Source organism: Rhodococcus sp. 21391 (genome assembly GCF_016772255.1).
Taxonomy (GTDB): Bacteria; Actinomycetota; Actinomycetes; order Mycobacteriales; family Mycobacteriaceae; genus Rhodococcus_F; species Rhodococcus_F opacus.
In genome coordinates, this window is the sequence record NZ_CP063781.1 from 6,708,873 (window position 1) to 6,725,356 (window position 16,484).

Here is a 16,484-nt window from a genome sequence, read left to right on the forward strand (position 1 = left end):
GTTTCGAATCCTCAGTACGCGGCCGTGTGAAGCTTGGTCAGTGCGTATTCGGTGATCGCGACCAGAGCGCGTTTCGCCGATTCCCGGTCACGCGCGTCGATCGGGATGATCGGCACGTCCTCGGAGATCGCGAGGGCCGCGCGGATGTCCTCGATGGGGTAGCGCGGGGCGTCGTCGAATTCGTTGATCGCGACGAGGAACGGCAGTTGCCGGGCCTCGAAGAAGTCGACGGCCGCGAAACTCTCGTCCAGCCGGCGGGTGTCGATCAGGACGATCGCACCGATCGCACCGCGGATCAGGTCGTCCCACATGAACCAGAACCGGTGCTGACCGGGGGTACCGAACAGGTACAGCACCAGGTCGTCGGCCAGGCTGATGCGACCGAAGTCCATGGCGACGGTGGTCGTGCCCTTCTGCGGTGTCGCAGCCAGGTTGTCGACGCCGTCGCTGGCGTTGGTCACGAGCGCCTCGGTGCGCAGCGGGACGATCTCGGAGACAGCCCCCACCAGCGTGGTCTTACCGACGCCGAACCCGCCGGCGATCACGATCTTGGTCGAGGTCACCCGATTGCGGGGATCAGATTTCGCGAAGTCCACTGAGGACCCTTTCGATGAGTTCACGACGTTCGGAGTCGGTCGAGTCTTCCTTCAGGGTGGCCAGGATCTGCAGATGACCGGCCTCGACCAGGTCGGCGACCAGGACGCGTGCCACTCCGAGGGGTACGCCCACCCGGGCGGCGATCTCGGCGACCGAAGGCGACTGCTGACACAACGCGACGATCGCGGCGTTGACGTCGTCGAGTTCCCACTGCCGGTCCACCGACTGCGGCAGTGCCTGAATCAACGCTTCGAGCGCGAGCTCGACCGCAGGCCGGGTCCGGCCCGACGTCAGCGAGTACGGGCGCACGATGTTCGGGCCCGGCTGCTCCGAGTGGTGGTCGTTCATGGGCATGGGCTGGTCAGAGACCCTGCGGGGTGCGGGCCGTGGCCTGCACCGATGCGCCGACGCGGTCGACCAGGATCGCCATCTCGTAGCCGACCTGTCCGATGTCGCACTCGGCGTCCGTGAGGGTCGCGAGGTGCGAGCCGTCGCCGACGCTCATGAGCAGCAGGTACCCGTGCTGCATTTCGACCACCGACTGCAGCACTCCGCCGCCTTCGAACAACCGGGACACACCGGCCGACAGGCTGGCCAGCCCCGAGGTGACCGCGGCCAGCTGCTCGGCCCGGTCGATCGGGAGATGGGCGCTGGCTGCCATCAGGAGACCGTCCGCCGACACGAGCACGGCGTGGGAGACACCGGGCACGTCACTGGCGAAGTTCGACACCAACCAGTCGAGCGGTCGCGTGACGTCGGATCCATGAGCGGTGTTCATCGGTCTCCTTCAATGCTGTTACGTTCCGCGAGCCTCGTGGCCCTGCCGTTTCGGACGCCCTGCTGGTGACGACTGAGATTGGCGCGAATTGTCTCAGGGTCACGCACCCGGCGCAGTGTCCCCGTATTGTGCGCGCCTTCGACCGTGCCGGGAACCAGTCGGTCGCCGGGACGCCGCTTCGGCAGTCCGATCTCCGGGTCGACCTCGACGGGAGTCTCGCTGATCCGTTCGGCGGCGGACCATCCGGCGTCGCCGGCGGAATGCCAGACGCCGGGTGCGCCCTCGGCGCCGGTCGGATCGGTCAGCCAGTCGGACACCATGTCGGAGAAGATCGGGGTACCGCCGCCGGGCCGGGGTGTGGCCTCGGCCGACGGCGGATCGATCCGCGACTGGAAGAACGACGCGGTCTTCGCCGAGTTGGTGCGGTAGCGGTGCCGGACCGGTGCCTGATCGTCGCCGTTCGACGACGTGGGCGCCGGCTGTTCCGAGGTCCGCGCCGCGATGCGGTTCTCGCTTCGTGGTGCGTGCGGTGCGTGCTGCGGCTGCGATTCCGCCGGTGCCGTCTCCGGGGTCGCCGCCTGCGGACGCCGCACGGGCAGCTTCGGCATCGCCCCGGATCCGCGGACGTTGACGGTGTCCTGGGACTGCGCGGCCGGGGCACCGGCCGACGATCCCGCGCCGGCCGCGATGCCACTGGCACCGGGCTGACGTCGGGGCAGGCTCGTGCCCGACGCCGTCGTCACCGCGCCCGCAGGTGCCGGGCTCGGCGGGGGCGTGGACGGGGTGCGGGTCGGCAGTCCGTTTCGGGTTGTCGGCTTCTGCTGTCCGTTGTCCGTGCGCGGTGCTGGGGCCGCGGGTGCCGGAATGGCGGTGCGGACCGGCGCCGCGGGAATCCTCCGCTGCGGTCCGGTGTCCTGCCGGGCAGCCTGCGACACGATCAGCGCATTCGGGATGTGGATGCTCACGGTCACACCCGGGTTGCGGGCGGTGTCGAACGTCGACCGCAGGCGCACGGTCAGGCCGTGACGCTTCGCGAGGCGGCTCACGACGAACAGACCCATGTGGCGGGCGGTCTCGGGACCGACCTCACCACCCGACGCCAGACGCTCGTTGACGGCGCGCATGTCGTCGGCCGGGATACCGATACCGCGGTCCGCGATCTCGAGCAGCACCCCGCCGTCCACGGCGCGAGCGAAGCTGAACGTCACCGAAGTGTCGGGCGGCGAGGCGCGCAGCGAGTTGTCGACGAGTTCGGCGAGCAGGTGCACGACGTCCGTGACGACGGTGCCGCTGAGCGCGCCTTCGGGGGTCGCACCCATCTGCACACGCTGGTAGTCCTCGACCTCGGAGATAGCGGCACGCAGCACGTCGCCGAGCGGGATCGGCGCCGCCTGCGAACGACGCACGCGGGTGCCGGCCAGAATCAGCAGGTTCTCACCGTTCCGGCGCATACGCGCCGCCAGGTGGTCGAGCCGGAACAAACTCTCGAGTCGCTTCGGATCCTTTTCCTCGAACTCGAGATTCTCGATCAGGCCGAGCTGCTGGTCGACGAGCGACTTGCTTCGGCGCGCGAGGGTTTCGAACATGTCGTTGATCTGCAGGCGCAGTTGCGCCTGCTCACCGGCGAGCTTGAGTGCCTGCCCGTGGATGTCGTCCACGGCGCGGGCGAGCTGGCCGATCTCCTCGGAGGAGTGCACGGCCACCGGCTCGAACGACAGTGCCCGCGGATCGTCACTGGCCTTGATCTGCTCGATCGCCTCCGGAAGGTCGCGGCGCGCGGCCTTCAGCGCGCCGTACCGCAGGCGGCGGATCGGACCGATCAGCGACCGCGACACGAGGAGCGCGAGGACGAGGGCGGCGAGCAGGGTTCCGAGGACGATCGCCGTGTCACGCAGCGCGGCGGACCGGGTCTCGGCCGCGCGGACCTGCACGGTGGACGCGATGTCGTTCGCCGCTTCGCTGGTCAGCTCCTGGTAGACGTCACGGCTCGCGATGAGCGAGGAGCGCAGCTGCAGGATGGGCAGCATTCCGCCGCGCGCCGCGTCCGCCAGGCCCTGGTCGATGAGGGCGTTGCGGTCGTTGATGTTGTTTCGCAGCGTCTCGAGACGGGCATCACCCTTGGGGTAGTACCGGTCGAGGACGTCGAGCAGGCTCGATTCGGCGCCGGCGGCCGCGACGACGGCCGAGGTGGGAATGTCGCCCGTGCGGGCCTTCTCCCGTCCGTCGGGACCGGCGTAGACGTCCTTCACGATCACGAGGCCCATGGCCTGTTCGAACAGACGACGCTGCGCCTGCCACGCGTTGGTCAGCTGGTAGCCCTTGTCGACGACTTCGCTGTCCTCGATGGGACGGACGATGTCGTCCACTTCGCGGATGAAGTCCGCGGCGAACGCGCGCTGGCGTTCCGCGAGCAGGTCGGTGGCGACGCCCGGGGAATCCATCAGATTCAGGAGGGCGCGGCCGTCCGAGACGGTCTGGTTGATGGAACTCGCGACGGCGGGATCCAGCTCGGGGTTCCGGGCCTCCTCGGACACGTCATTCATCAAGGATTCCGCGTCCTCGCGGTCCTGCTTGGTGAGGGTGCCCGAGGCGTAACCACTGGTCACGGTACCCATCGAGGCCTCGAGGGCCACGATGTCCGGTACGACGACGATCTGGTCGGCCGCCTCGGTGAAGTGGACGGCGTTACTCAGCTCGCCCTGCACACGGAGCCCGCCGAGCACCATGGCGACGGTGACGGGAACTGCGAGAACCGCGGTGACCTTCCACCGCAGGCCCCAACCCTCGATATCCCAGAACTTTGCCCGGGGCGGCGAATCGTCGCTCATCCCACGCTTCCTTTCCAACCACTCATAGCTTGTCGCTCTGTGCTCGTGACCGCGCCTGCGGCAGGACAGTCGTACCGGCCCGGACGACACGCGTCGACAGAGGAAAGTGATCGATCAGTTGCGCTGTGCGCAGCGCTGCCCGACGCACCGATTTCCGAATGTAACGAGTTCATCACATGCCCATGGGGAACGTTCTTACCACAGAAATTCCCCGATCCTTACTTCCAAGTAACATGCGCACCACCGATCCCAGACGTTGCCGTCGCGGGGGGATCAGCGGACCAGGCTACACAGAATCGCGGTTCACAGTCGAGGACGGATTTCCGCGTCACCCGGTCCCGCAACCGGCCCAGACGGGTGCAGCCACCGGGGTCTTCCGACCGCCGGTGGCTGCACGATATCCGTAATCTCTTGTGCCGGATACCTAGACGTCGAGGAAGCGGACGTCCTTGGCGTTACGGGTGATGAAGCTACGCCGGGCCTCGACGTCCTCACCCATGAGAACGCTGAACAGCTCGTCGGCTGCGGCCGCGTCGTCGAGCGTCACCAGACGCAGAACGCGCACCGTCGGATCCATTGTGGTCTCCCACAGTTCCTTGGCATTCATCTCGCCGAGACCCTTGTAACGCTGGATGCCGTCGTCCTTGTTGATCTTCTTGCCGGACTCGAGACCGGCCTTGACCAGGACGTCCCGCTCGCGGTCGGAGTATGCGAACTCCGGGTCGCTGCGCTGCCACTTCAGCTTGTACAGCGGGGGCTGTGCCAGGTAGACGTGACCGTGCTCGACGAGCGGGCGCATGAAGCGGAACAGCAGCGTGAGCAGCAGCGTTGCGATGTGCTGGCCGTCGACGTCGGCGTCGGCCATCAGCACGATCTTGTGGTACCGCAGCTTCGCGATGTCGAATTCGTCGTGGATGCCCGTGCCGAACGCAGTGATGATCGACTGGACTTCCGTGTTCTTCAGCACACGGTCGATGCGTGCCTTCTCGACGTTGATGATCTTTCCGCGCAGCGGCAGGATCGCCTGGTACATCGAGTCGCGGCCGGACTTGGCCGAGCCGCCTGCGGAGTCGCCCTCCACGATGTAGATCTCGGACTTGCTCGGATCGTTGGACCGGCAGTCGGCGAGCTTGCCCGGCAGACCGCCGAGGTCGGTCGCGCTCTTGCGGCGCACCAGTTCGCGGGCCTTGCGGGCGGCGACGCGGGCCTGCGCCGACGACACCGCTTTGTTCACGATGGTCTTCGCGTCGGCCGGGTTCGCCTCGAACCAGTGCGACAGGTGCTCGTTGCTCGCCTTCTGGACGAACGACCGGACCTCGGTGTTACCGAGCTTCGTCTTCGTCTGACCCTCGAACTGCGGTTCACCGACCTTCACGGAGATGATCGCCGCGAGGCCCTCACGGATGTCGTCACCGGTGAGCTTCGGGTCCTTCTCCTTGAGGAGCTTCTTGTCGAGCGCGTACTTGTTGACCGTCGCCGTCAGAGCGGAACGGAAGCCCTCTTCGTGGGTGCCGCCCTCGTGGGTGTTGATGGTGTTCGCGAACGTGTGGACCGACTCCGAGTAACCGGAGTTCCACTGCATCGCGATCTCGAGTTCGTGGCCGGTGCCCTTCGCGGTGAAACCGACGACGGAGTTGTGGATCGGCTGCTTCGTGCGGTTGATGTGCCGCACGTAGTCCTCGAGGCCGCCCGGGTAGTGGTAGACGCGGGTCTTCACCTTGTGCACGGCAGGCGCATCCGCCTCGGCGGACTCGTCCTCGGCGGTTTTCGGCGCGTCCGCGACCTGACTGACGACCTCTTCGGTGACCTCGGCGTCGCTGACGCGCTCGTCGGTGAGGGTGATCGTCAGGCCCTTGTTGAGGAAGGCCATCTCCTGGAGGCGGCGCGCGACCGTCTCGAAGCTGTAGACCGTGGTCTCGAAGATGTTCGGGTCGGCCCAGAACGTGACCGTGGTGCCCGTCTCCTTGGTGGCCTCGCCCTTGACGAGTTCACCCGGCTTCGAGTCGGTGTAGGTCTGGTTCCATTGGTAGCCGTCGCGCTTGATGTCGACGTCGAGCCTGGTGGACAGCGCGTTGACGACGGAGATACCGACACCGTGCAGACCGCCGGACACGGCGTAGGAGTCGGAGTCGAACTTGCCGCCGGCGTGGAGCTGGGTGAGGACGACCTCGACGGTGGGGACACCGGAGGCGTGCATCCCGACGGGGATGCCTCGACCGTCGTCGACGACCCGGACGCCACCGTCTTCGAGAAGGGTGATCTCGACCTTGCTGGCGTGGCCGGCCATGGCCTCGTCGACGGAGTTGTCGACGACTTCCCAGATCAAATGGTGGAGACCGCGTTCACCGGTGGAACCGATGTACATACCCGGTCGCTTACGAACGGCTTCGAGTCCCTCGAGGACGGTGATGGAAGAAGCGCCGTAGTCCTTGCTGGAGGTGCTTTTGTCTGACTTCTGGGCAGCCACGGGTGGGTAGCTCTCCTTCTCCGTCCAATGCCCGACGCAGGCGCCCACCGCCCTGGTCGGGCACGCGGGAGACGAGAATCGGGAATCTTGCCGCTAGTTACCTCGGCCATCTTACTGGTACGTCAGCGCCAGGAGCGTGCTATGACACCCCTGAGCGCCCCGTAGACGAATTTTCAGGGCGCCTCGGGAGTGAAAACCTAGGCCGATGCGCTCTCGGACGGGCCGTCCGAGAGATCCGCCCACTGCCGGTCCTCGACGTCCAGCACGAACTCCGCGGCGAGTTGCGCGATGTCCTCGGCGTGGGAGATCGGCGACCAGTGCCCGGCGTCGACCTCTCGGCGGCGCAGGTCGGGTGCCCATTTCTCGGTGTCCTCGTAGCCGACGGGCCGCACCGCCTTGTCGTTCTTGTTGAGGATCAGTTGGACGGGGACGTCGGTGTACCGCTCGCGCGGCCTCAGCAGACTCGTGCGGATGTTGGCGCGGTACAGCTTGAGACCGTTGACCATGTCGTTCGCCAGCGTCGGCGCCGGACGCACCAGCGTGGGATCGAGGCGGTCGAAGAACTTCAGGAACGTCGGCCAGTGCCGGGCGAACCAGAGCCGCAGCGGCAGCGTCGCCAGGCCCGGAATCTGGAACAGGACGGTGTAGCCCGACGCGACGGCCTGCGCGAGCGGCCCGCCGAAGCTGCGGTCCGAGATGCGGCGGCGCATCCACTTGCCGAGGTGATCGAGGTTGGGGCCCGAGACCGAGGTGAACGACGCGATCCGCGCGCGGGCTTCCGGTTCGCAGACCGCCTCCCATGCCTCCACCGATCCCCAGTCGTGGGCCATCACGTGCACCGGCCGGCCCGGGCTCACGGCATCGATCACCGCGAACAGGTCACCGGCCAGGGCGGGCAGCCGGTAGTCCTCGACCCGGGTGGGCACGGTGCTCCGGCCTGCGCCGCGGCTGTCGTAGCTGACCACCCGGAACCGCTCCGTCAGGAACGGCACCACCCGGCTCCACAGGTCGTGGGTGTCGGGCCAGCCGTGCACCAGCACGATCGTCTCGCCGTCGGGGTTGCCCTGCTCGAACACGGCGAGTTCGACGGAACCGTTGGTGATCCGCCGGGCGGTACCGGATGTGGATGGAGTCATGGTGGGTCCTCTGGTCGTCGTGCGGGTTCGGGTTTGACGGTGGGAACTACAGATCGAGAACGAGACGGCCCCGGTCGGCGCGGGACACGCAGATCAGCATCTCGTTCTCCTGCTCGGCGTCGGTGAGCCGCGTCTCGCGGTGATCCGGGGTGCCGGAGAGTACCTTCACCCTGCAGGTGCCACAGAAGCCCTGCTGGCACGAATATCCCACTCCGGGCATCGTCTTCTTGATCACCGTCAGTGCGGATTCGTCGGCGGGCACGGTGAGCACCTCACCCGTGCTGACGAGCTGCACTTCGAATTCGGTGCCGTCGAGCACCGGCGGCGCCCCGAACCGCTCGAAATGCAATGCGGTGGCCGGGCTTCCGGGGAACGCACGGCGCACCGACTCCAGCATCGGCGTCGGACCGCAGCAGTAGACGGCACCGCCCGGCGCGGCGCGGCACAGCAACTCCTCGGCGGTCGGCAGTCCGAACTCGTCGTCCGGACGGATGAAAACCCGTGACCGGTCGAACGTTTCGATCTCGTCGAGGAACGGCATCGACTCCCGTGACCGGCCGGAGTACACGAACTGCCAGTCCATTCCGAGTTCGCGCGCCGCCCGGACCATCGCGAGGATCGGCGTGATGCCGATGCCGCCTGCGACGAAGAGCGCGCTCCCTTCGCCGACGAAGGGAAACCCGTTGCGGGGGCCGCGAACCGTCACCGGGGCACCCGGTTCGAGCGCGTGCATCTCGAGGGAGCCGCCACCGCCGTCGGGGATCCGGCGAACGGCGACACTGTAACCCGTGCGGTCCGCCGGGTCCCCGCACAGCGAGTACTGACGTCGCAGCCCGGACGGCAGGTGAAAATCGAGATGCGAACCCGGCTGCCACGCAGGGAGTTCCGCGTCGTCCTCGGCTTCGAACCGCAACTGGACGACGTTCTCGTCCCGTGCGACGACATCACGCTGGGAGACAAACATTTTCATCGCCACGTCCGGGTTGTGACCGGCGACGCCCGGGTTGTACTCGTACGCGGTGAGAACACCGAGGTACTTGGCAGCGACGGCCTCGGTGATCCGCATCGCGCGGTCAGGGCGCGGTCGCCCCTTGATGTCCGGGGGAGCGTCGTAGCGGGGCAGGCCCTGCCCGGTGAGCACCTCCCGCACCTGCGACAGCTTCATCGCTCGGCCGCCTGAGCCGCCGGCGAGGACGCCAGGTACTTCACGGCCTGCGCCGTCGAACCCTCGTTGCTCGGGTGGTACGAACGCGTGAAGTACGTCGACATCCGCTTGCCGAGTTCCCGGGCCGTCGGGAGGGTGCCACGCTTGCCTGCCGCGAAGAAATCGGTCAGGTGCGGCTTGCGCCGGTGCGCCGACCACTGGGCGAGCTCCGGATCGTTGCGCATGAGGAAACGGGTGCCGCGCACCCACAGCCACACGATGACCGGGGTGACGATCACCTGGGTGCGGATCCGCCGGGACTCACGCTTGTCGAAGTACCGCATGACGTCGTAGGCCACGGAGCGGTGCTCCACCTCCTCGGCACCGTGCCAGCGCAGCAGGTCGAGCATCGTCGGATGCATGCCGGAGCGGTCGAGTCCCTCGGCGTTGAGTACCCAGTCGCCGAGGAACGCGGTGATGTGCTCGATGGCGGCGATGACCGCCAGCCGCTCGATCAGGTAGTTCTTCTCCCGCAGACCGGTCAGCGGTCGGGGTCCGAGGATCTTGGAGAAGGTCCATTCCATCTGCTCGGTGAAGGGCGTCGGGTCGAGACCCTTCTCCTTCAGGTGCGCCAGCACGCCGGTGTGGGCGTTGGCGTGCATCGCCTCCTGGCCGATGAACCCGACGACGTCGTCGCGGAGCCGCTCGTCCTCGATCAACGGAAGTGCCTCTTTGAACGTCTCGACGAACCACTCCTCACCAGCTGGCAGCAGAAGGTGCAGGACGTTGAGGACGTGCGTGCCGAACGGGTCGCCCGGGATCCAGTGCATGGGGAGGTTCGACCAGTCGAACTCCACGTTCCTGGCCTGCAACAGGATGTGGTCCGGTTCGGGGATAGCGTTCCGGGGTGCAGTCGGGGCGGACATCTCGTTACTCCTTCGTGCCGGCGGCTGCGCCACGACGAAGGCTTGTGGCGCAGTTCACTCGAAAACCTGGAGTAACTGTAACACCGGGTAATAGACAAAACCAGGAACCGAACGTCCGCTCCGGCCTATCCGTAGGTGTCCCGAGGGCCACGCCCCCGGATGTGCCGTTCGCCTTTTCGCCAGCTCGGAGCGGTCGGACCGGTGATTCGCAACGACTTCACGACGCCGTCGCCGACGGCCGCAGCAATCTTCGCGAGAATCTGCGACTGCATCATCCGAAGCTGCGTCGCCCAGGCCGTCGACTCCGCGGAGACGCTGAGAATCCCGTCCCGCAGCCCCGTCGGTTCGGCGTGCGCGGCGATGTCCTCACCGACCACCTGTACCCACCGACCGAGGACCGTCCCCTCCGACACCTTGGGCGACCAGCCGCGTTGTTTCGCGATCGCGTTGGTCAGCGCACCGAACGGCTGCGGGTCGCGGTCGTCCGGTCCGGGACCCGACCATCCGCGTCGACGCCGGGCGCGCAGGGCCCGGACACCGGTTCCGGATCGGCGGCCCTGCCCGACGGATTTTCCGCTGGCCTTCGCCGCGGCACGCGCCTCCTCCAGGGCACGGCGCGCGAGGTCGATTCCCTTCACCTCCGGTTCGGGGGCCGCAGCCGGTGCGGTGGGTTCGACGTCATCCGTCACGGCGGTCCTCCGTCTCTTCCACAATGTGCGATATTCGTCCACGATCGGTGTCGCGGGCCTCCACACCGAATCGGACGGCGTCGAGTTCCTCCGGAACATCTTCCGGCACGGCCGCCGTGATCAGCACCTGTTCCGCATCCAACGCGACCTTGGCGAGTGCGCGCCGTCGACGACGATCGAGTTCGGCGAACACGTCGTCGAGCATGAGGACGGGATCGCTGCCCTCCGAACGCAGCAGTGCGAATCCCGCCAACCGCAACGACAACGCGAACGACCACGATTCACCGTGACTCGCGAATCCCTTCGCCGGGGTGTCGCCGAGCTGCAATTCGAGATCGTCACGATGCGGGCCGACGAGACACACCCCCCGCTCGATCTCCTTGGAGCGCATCACGGACAGCTCCTGGAGAAACCGCTCCTCGAGAAACGCGATATCGCCCGCCTCGGGCGCTCGAGCCGGTTCGGTGAACTCCGGCGGCAACGAGGACCCCAGACTCGAGCGGTAACGGATGCTCGCGGGCCTCGACTCCGGCGCCAGCGATTGGTACGACTCGGCCAGGTGCGGCGCGAGATCGTGGACGAGGTGAAGCCTTCCGGCGAGCAGCTGCGCGCCGTGTGCAGCGAGATGTCCGTCCCAGACCTCCAGCGTGGCAAGGGCACTCGCGCCGTCCTCGCTCGGCTGGCCGCCGCCGCGCGACACCCGTCGCAACGCGCCGCCTGCCGTCTTGAGCAGCGCCGACCGCTGCCGCAGCACCCGGTCGTAATCGGCGCGCACCGCCGCCATCCGCGGGATACGGGACGTGAGGAGCTCGTCGAGGTAGCGTCGCCGATCACCCGGATCGCCGCGGACCAGCGACAGATCCTCCGGCGCGAACAGCACCGTCTGCAGAATCCCGAGAATCTCCCGCGGCCGCCGGGTTGGCGACTGGTTGATCCGCGCCCGGTTGGACTTGCCCTCGTTCAACTCGAGATCGACGGTCAGTTCCCGGCCGGTGTTGACGACCGTGGCCCCGGCGAATGCCTGACCGGTGCCCGTCCTGATCAGCGGGGCGTCCGAGCTGACCCGATGAGACGAGAGGGTCGACAGGTAGCCGAGCGCCTCGAGCACGTTCGTCTTGCCGTGACCGTTGGGTCCGACGAAGACGGTGCAGCCCGGACGCAGGGTGAGACCGAGGGCGTCCCAGGAACGGAAGTCTCTGAGCGAGAGTGCGCGAACGAACACCTACGTTCCAGAACCGGCTTCTGCCTCGCCTGCCGCCTTCTTCACGGCGTGACCACCGAACTGGTTGCGCAGCGCCGAGACGGCCTTCATCGCGGGGGAATCGTCCTGACGGGACGCGAACCGCGCGAACAACGCGGCCGAGATCACCGGCGCGGGCACCGCGTGGTCGATCGCCTCGAGCACCGTCCAGCGTCCCTCACCGGAATCGTCTGTGTAACCGGAGATCTCGGCGAAATCGGGATCCTCACCCAATGCCTTGACGAGCAGCTCCAGCAGCCACGACCGGACGACCGTGCCCTTGGTCCAGGCGCGCAGCACACCGTGGACGTCCGTGACGAGGTCTTCCGCCTCGAGCAGCTCGTAGCCCTCGGCGTACGCCTGCATCAGTCCGTATTCGATGCCGTTGTGGACCATCTTCGCGTAGTGGCCGGCGCCGACCGGGCCTGCGTGGACGAAGCCGTCCGCACGCTCACCCTCGGGACGGAGAGCGTCGAAGACCGGCAGCGCCCGCTCGACGTCCGCGTCCGATCCGCCGACCATCAGCCCGTAGCCGTTCTCGAGTCCCCACACCCCGCCGGACACACCGCAGTCGAGGTAGCCGATGCCACGGGAACCCAGCAGCTCGCCGTGGATTTTGTCGTCGGTGTATCTCGAGTTGCCGCCGTCGATCACCAGGTCGCCGGTCTCGAGCACCGACGACAGTTCGGTCACCGTGTCCTGGGTGATCTTCCCCGCCGGAACCATCACCCAGACGACTCGCGGAGACTCGAGTCGCTGAGCGAGCTCCGCCAGCGACGCCACATCCGTAACCTCGGGGCGGGGGTCGTAGCCGACCACCTCGTGCCCGTGCGCGCGCAACCGCTCGCGCATGTTGAATCCCATTTTTCCGAGCCCGACCAACCCGATCTGCATCGTGATCTCCGTCCACTCGTGAGATTTCTTTCGGCAGTACTGGTTTCGCTTCTGCGAAATCGTCAGCCCGGGAGACGCACCGGCATCAGCAGGTACGTGTACGCGCTCTCCGGCGCCGCGAAGTTGCCGGAATCGTCAGGTTCGATCTCGTCCTCGGTGGCCGGACGCAGCACCGCGGGGCGGCTGGGGGTCGTGAAACCGAACAGCACCTGCTCGCTGTGCAGCGAAGACAGTCCGTCGATCAGGTAGCCGGGGTTGAAGGCGATGGTGAGCGGCTCACCCTGGAACACCGCGTTCAAGCCTTCCTCGGCGCGACCTGCGTCGTCGCCACCGGCGGAGAGGAGCAGCCCCTCGGTGGAGAACTGCAGTCGGACCTGCGCGCCGCGCTCGGCGACGAGGGCCACACGCTTGATCGCCTCGACGAGCGGAGCGATCTCGACGGTGGCCAGCGCGGTGTGCTCGGACGGCAGCAGCTGCCGGAACTTCGGGAACTCGGCGTCCAGCAGGCGGGTGGTGGTGCGGCGGCCGTCGTTGACGATGCCGAGGAGACCGTCGTTGCCGACCGCGGATCCCGAACCGAGCGCCAGCTCGACCGGCGAAGTGGCATCTCCTGCAAGAGTTTTCGCCGACTCGGAGAGCGTCTTCGCGGGGATGAGGACGGCCGCGGTGGTGTCGGGGTTCGCCGGCGACCACTCGAGTTCGCGGACTGCGAGACGGAACCGGTCGGTGGCGGCGAGCACGATCGCGTTGCGTTCGATCTCGACCCGGATTCCGGTGAGCATCGGCAAGGTGTCGTCCTTGCCCGCCGCGACAGCCACCTGACTGATCGCTTCGGAGAAGACGTCGGCGGGAATCGAGCCGGTCTGCTGCGGCAACTGCGGAAGCTGGGGATAGTCCTCGACCGGCATGGTGGGCAGGGAGAACTTGGCGCTTCCGCACGTGATCAGCACGCGGGTGCCTTCGAGGGTCACGTCGACCGGCTTGTTGGGAAGCGACTTCGTGATGTCGGCGAGAAGCTTGCCGGAGACGAGGACCTGACCGGCGCTACCGACCTCGGCTGCCACCCTGACCTGGGCCGATACCTCGTAGTCGAATCCGGAAACCGTCAACCCTTGCTCGGTCGCGTCCAGGAGAACACCGCCGAGAACGGGGACAGGAGGCCGCGACGGCAGACTGCGAGCGACCCATGCCACTGAATCAGCGAATTCTTCCCGGGAGACACGAAACTTCAGGCTTCCAAGCTCCATCGCCGGGTTGTTCCTCTCGGTAGGCACGGTTGTTCGCCACGGTCGGCCCGTGACCACAGCACTGCAGTCTTTCACAGAGCGGCGATGCATAACCGTATGCCCTCGAGGACGAACTTGAAAGCGGAACGGTTGCGTCCTCGAGTCTCCGCCAGAGGCCTGTGAACCGAGGCTGTCCCCAACCCTGTTTTCAAAGAGGTTTTTAGAAGAATTAATGAGAAGTACTATTAGGTCCTGTGGAATCTGTGGACGAAGGCGTGTAGACGCTGGTCCGTCCGCGTCGCCGTATGGGGAATTCTCGAGGACAAACTCGAGGACCGATCCGGCACCCATGTGGACTACTCGAGGTTGTTCAAAGTTCTGCACGTTCTGTCCACAGAGATTCCACCTCATCCCCACACTTATCCACAGGTGTGCATGCTTTATCCCAGGTCCTGGCGTCGGCGTGTTGCACCGGCGTGTCGTGTCGCCGGGGGTTCGCGCGAGCCTCGAGTAGACCCTCGAGCGGTACCTCGAGGACCCGCTCGAGCCAACCCTCGAGGACCGGCTCGAGGAGCCCCTCGAGTTGCCCGTGGGACGGTGTTTCCCCCGAAACGGCCTGTGCCCCCGGCAGGCGAGCTACCAGGGGCACACGAGAGGGAGGTGTCGGTGACTACCTCTTGGAACGCTGCTTGATCCGGGCGGTCAGCTCCTGGACCTGGTCGTAGACCTTCCGACGCTCCGTCATCTCCTTGCGAATCTTCTTGTCCGCGTACATGACGGTGGTGTGGTCACGGCCGAACGTCTGCCCGATCTTCGGCAGGGACAGATCGGTGAGCTCACGGCACAGGTACATGGAGATCTGCCGGGCGGACGCCAGCGGACGCGCCTTGCCGGGGCCGCAGAGGTCGTCGATGGACATGTTGAAGTACTCCGCGGTGACCGCCATGATCGTCGCCGCATTGATCTCGAGACTCGACGAGTCCGGCATCAGGTCACGCAGCACCACCTCGGCGAGCGTGAGGTCCAGGGGTTGCCTGTTCAGGGACGCAAACGCCGTCACACGGATGAGGGCGCCCTCGAGTTCCCGGATGTTGCGTTCGATTCGGGAGGCGATCAACTCGAGGACGTCGTCGGGCACCTCGAGCCGGTCCATTCGGGCCTTCTTGCTGAGGATCGCGATGCGCGTCTCGAGTTCGGGCGGCTGAACGTCGGTGATCAGGCCCCATTCGAACCTGGTGCGCAGTCGTTCCTCGAGTGTTGCCAGCTGCTTCGGCGGCCGGTCAGACGAGACGACGATCTGCTTGTTCGCGTTGTGCAGGGTGTTGAAGGTGTGGAAGAACTCCTCCTGGATACCTTCCTTGCCCTCGATGAACTGGATGTCGTCCACCAGCAGCACGTCGGTCTCGCGGTAGCGGCGCTTGAACGCCACCTTGCGGTCGTCGCGGAGGCTGTTGATGAAGTCGTTGGTGAACTCTTCCGTGGAGACGTATTTCACCCGCATCCCGGGAAACAGCCGCTGGGCGTAGTGGCCGGCGGCGTGCAGGAGGTGCGTCTTACCGAGGCCGGACGCTCCCCACACGAACAACGGGTTGTACGCGCGCGCCGGCGCCTCGGCGATGGCGACGGCCGCCGCGTGGGCGAATCGGTTGGACGAGCCGATCACGAACGTGTCGAACGTGTACTTCGCGTTGAGGCTGTTACCCCCGGTCGCCGAGGGTGCCGGGCCCGAGGGCGGCTTCGTGAAGTACGACGGCCAGGATTCGTGGACGCTGGCGAGGGCCTCGCGGTCGTCGTCGACTTCCTCGAAGTCCGTCGTGTCCGAGTAGGGCTGATCCTCACCGGAGCCGAACCGGCGCCTGCGGAACGAACCGGAACTGGTGACGGAAGGCTCGAGGTGGCGAGGAGTGTGGATAGGTTCCGGCTCGGGCCGGTGGTCCCGGCTCGGAGGCTCGGATTCGGGTTCGTCGTCGACCGGGGCCGCGATACGCACACCGAGGCCTTCGACCTGCTCACCGAGATGCCGGCCGAGGGCGTGGAGGATCGGCTCACGGAGATCCCGCTCGATCGCCTCCTGCGCGAAGGGCGACGGTACGGACAGGAGCGCGAAGCCCTGTGCGAGCGTCAGCGGTTTGACGAGCGCCAACCACGCCTTCTGTCCCCTCGTCAACGGCGGCAGATCGCCGCCGGGCGAATCGGATGTGAGGTCTGCGACGACGTCGATCCAGATCCGTGCGAGCGCATTCGGATCGTCGTTCACGTGGTTCCTCCCCAGTGTGTTCGCGGACTCGGCGCCAGCGGTGCCGAGTCGAGTGTCGGTGCCGTCGTCGAGGTGGAATTGGGAGCTTCCCCGACCTGAGGATGGACCCCGTACGGACCTACGAATATGCCATCTGAACTGTGTTTCCACACAATTATCCACAGATGTGGACAAACCGCAGACGCCTCTCGTCGAGATGCCGTTGCATGGTGAGGAGTCCAGATTGAACGCACTGACCTGCGCTTATGCATGCGAAACCTGGATGAGCGGGTTCGAGGACCCGGGAAGGGAAGGGTGTCAAT

General features: G+C 66.6%; 13 protein-coding genes. All 13 read right to left on the reverse strand.

The features are described from left to right. Nucleotides 1-11: 11 nt before the first annotated feature. Nucleotides 12-563 carry a GTP-binding protein gene (locus GO592_RS31105; RefSeq protein ID WP_005249094.1) on the reverse strand — a complete coding sequence of 184 codons (552 nt, stop codon included), beginning with the start codon at nucleotides 561-563 and terminating at the stop codon, nucleotides 12-14. A 13-nt stretch (nucleotides 564-576) separates the two neighbouring features. Next, nucleotides 577-951 carry a DUF742 domain-containing protein gene (locus GO592_RS31110; RefSeq protein ID WP_005249095.1) on the reverse strand — a complete coding sequence of 125 codons (375 nt, stop codon included), beginning with the start codon at nucleotides 949-951 and terminating at the stop codon, nucleotides 577-579. Nucleotides 952-958: 7 nt separating this feature from the next. Continuing rightward, entirely contained in the window at nucleotides 959-1,375 is a 417-nt protein-coding gene (locus tag GO592_RS31115) for a roadblock/LC7 domain-containing protein (RefSeq protein WP_005249096.1), read from the reverse strand. After that, nucleotides 1,372-4,203, reverse strand: coding sequence for an ATP-binding protein (locus tag GO592_RS31120; protein WP_007301422.1), 2,832 nt, complete (start codon nucleotides 4,201-4,203; stop codon nucleotides 1,372-1,374). Before GO592_RS31120 ends, GO592_RS31115 begins: the two co-directional genes overlap by 4 nt. Before the next feature lie 424 nt (nucleotides 4,204-4,627). Beyond that, nucleotides 4,628-6,670 carry a DNA topoisomerase (ATP-hydrolyzing) subunit B gene (gyrB, locus tag GO592_RS31125; protein ID WP_007301423.1) on the reverse strand — a complete coding sequence of 681 codons (2,043 nt, stop codon included), beginning with the start codon at nucleotides 6,668-6,670 and terminating at the stop codon, nucleotides 4,628-4,630. A gap of 197 nt (nucleotides 6,671-6,867) precedes the next feature. After that, nucleotides 6,868-7,806: an alpha/beta fold hydrolase gene (locus GO592_RS31130; RefSeq protein WP_007301424.1), complete on the reverse strand. Its 939-nt coding sequence runs from the start codon at nucleotides 7,804-7,806 to the stop codon at nucleotides 6,868-6,870. Nucleotides 7,807-7,852: 46 nt separating this feature from the next. Next, on the reverse strand, nucleotides 7,853-8,971 hold the full coding sequence (locus GO592_RS31135) for a PDR/VanB family oxidoreductase (RefSeq protein WP_007301425.1): 1,119 nt from the start codon (nucleotides 8,969-8,971) through the stop codon (nucleotides 7,853-7,855). Beyond that, nucleotides 8,968-9,876, reverse strand: a complete 909-nt coding sequence (locus GO592_RS31140) for a metal-dependent hydrolase (RefSeq protein WP_007301426.1) — start codon at nucleotides 9,874-9,876, stop codon at nucleotides 8,968-8,970. The genes GO592_RS31135 and GO592_RS31140 overlap by 4 nt, the downstream gene beginning before the upstream one ends. A gap of 125 nt (nucleotides 9,877-10,001) precedes the next feature. Then, the gene (locus GO592_RS31145; RefSeq protein WP_005263477.1) at nucleotides 10,002-10,565 is read right to left on the reverse strand and encodes a DUF721 family protein; all 564 of its coding nucleotides are present in this window, start codon (nucleotides 10,563-10,565) and stop codon (nucleotides 10,002-10,004) included. After that, complete coding sequence (recF, locus tag GO592_RS31150; RefSeq protein WP_007301427.1) at nucleotides 10,555-11,787, reverse strand: DNA replication/repair protein RecF; 1,233 nt, start codon at nucleotides 11,785-11,787, stop codon at nucleotides 10,555-10,557. Before recF ends, GO592_RS31145 begins: the two co-directional genes overlap by 11 nt. Beyond that, nucleotides 11,788-12,759 (reverse strand): phosphogluconate dehydrogenase (NAD(+)-dependent, decarboxylating), encoded by a 972-nt coding sequence (gnd, locus tag GO592_RS31155; RefSeq protein WP_082325082.1) that lies wholly within the window; start codon nucleotides 12,757-12,759, stop codon nucleotides 11,788-11,790. 2 nt (nucleotides 12,760-12,761) lie between these two features. After that, the gene (gene dnaN / locus GO592_RS31160; RefSeq protein WP_005249107.1) at nucleotides 12,762-13,946 is read right to left on the reverse strand and encodes a DNA polymerase III subunit beta; all 1,185 of its coding nucleotides are present in this window, start codon (nucleotides 13,944-13,946) and stop codon (nucleotides 12,762-12,764) included. A gap of 649 nt (nucleotides 13,947-14,595) precedes the next feature. Further along, nucleotides 14,596-16,182, reverse strand: a complete 1,587-nt coding sequence (gene dnaA, locus GO592_RS31165; RefSeq protein ID WP_005263480.1) for a chromosomal replication initiator protein DnaA — start codon at nucleotides 16,180-16,182, stop codon at nucleotides 14,596-14,598. Nucleotides 16,183-16,484: the final 302 nt, after the last annotated feature.

What these genes read in the sequence shown, in the direction of transcription:
- GO592_RS31120 (WP_007301422.1), bottom strand. Translation starts at nt 4,203, where the DNA reads ATGAGCGACGATTCGCCGCCCCGGGCAAAGTTCTGGGATATCGAGGGT.
- GO592_RS31140 (WP_007301426.1), bottom strand. Translation starts at nt 9,876, where the DNA reads ATGTCCGCCCCGACTGCACCCCGGAACGCTATCCCCGAACCGGACCAC.
- dnaN (WP_005249107.1), bottom strand. Translation starts at nt 13,946, where the DNA reads ATGGAGCTTGGAAGCCTGAAGTTTCGTGTCTCCCGGGAAGAATTCGCT.
- GO592_RS31135 (WP_007301425.1), bottom strand. Translation starts at nt 8,971, where the DNA reads ATGAAGCTGTCGCAGGTGCGGGAGGTGCTCACCGGGCAGGGCCTGCCC.
- GO592_RS31130 (WP_007301424.1), bottom strand. Translation starts at nt 7,806, where the DNA reads ATGACTCCATCCACATCCGGTACCGCCCGGCGGATCACCAACGGTTCC.
- GO592_RS31115 (WP_005249096.1), bottom strand. Translation starts at nt 1,375, where the DNA reads ATGAACACCGCTCATGGATCCGACGTCACGCGACCGCTCGACTGGTTG.
- GO592_RS31110 (WP_005249095.1), bottom strand. Translation starts at nt 951, where the DNA reads ATGCCCATGAACGACCACCACTCGGAGCAGCCGGGCCCGAACATCGTG.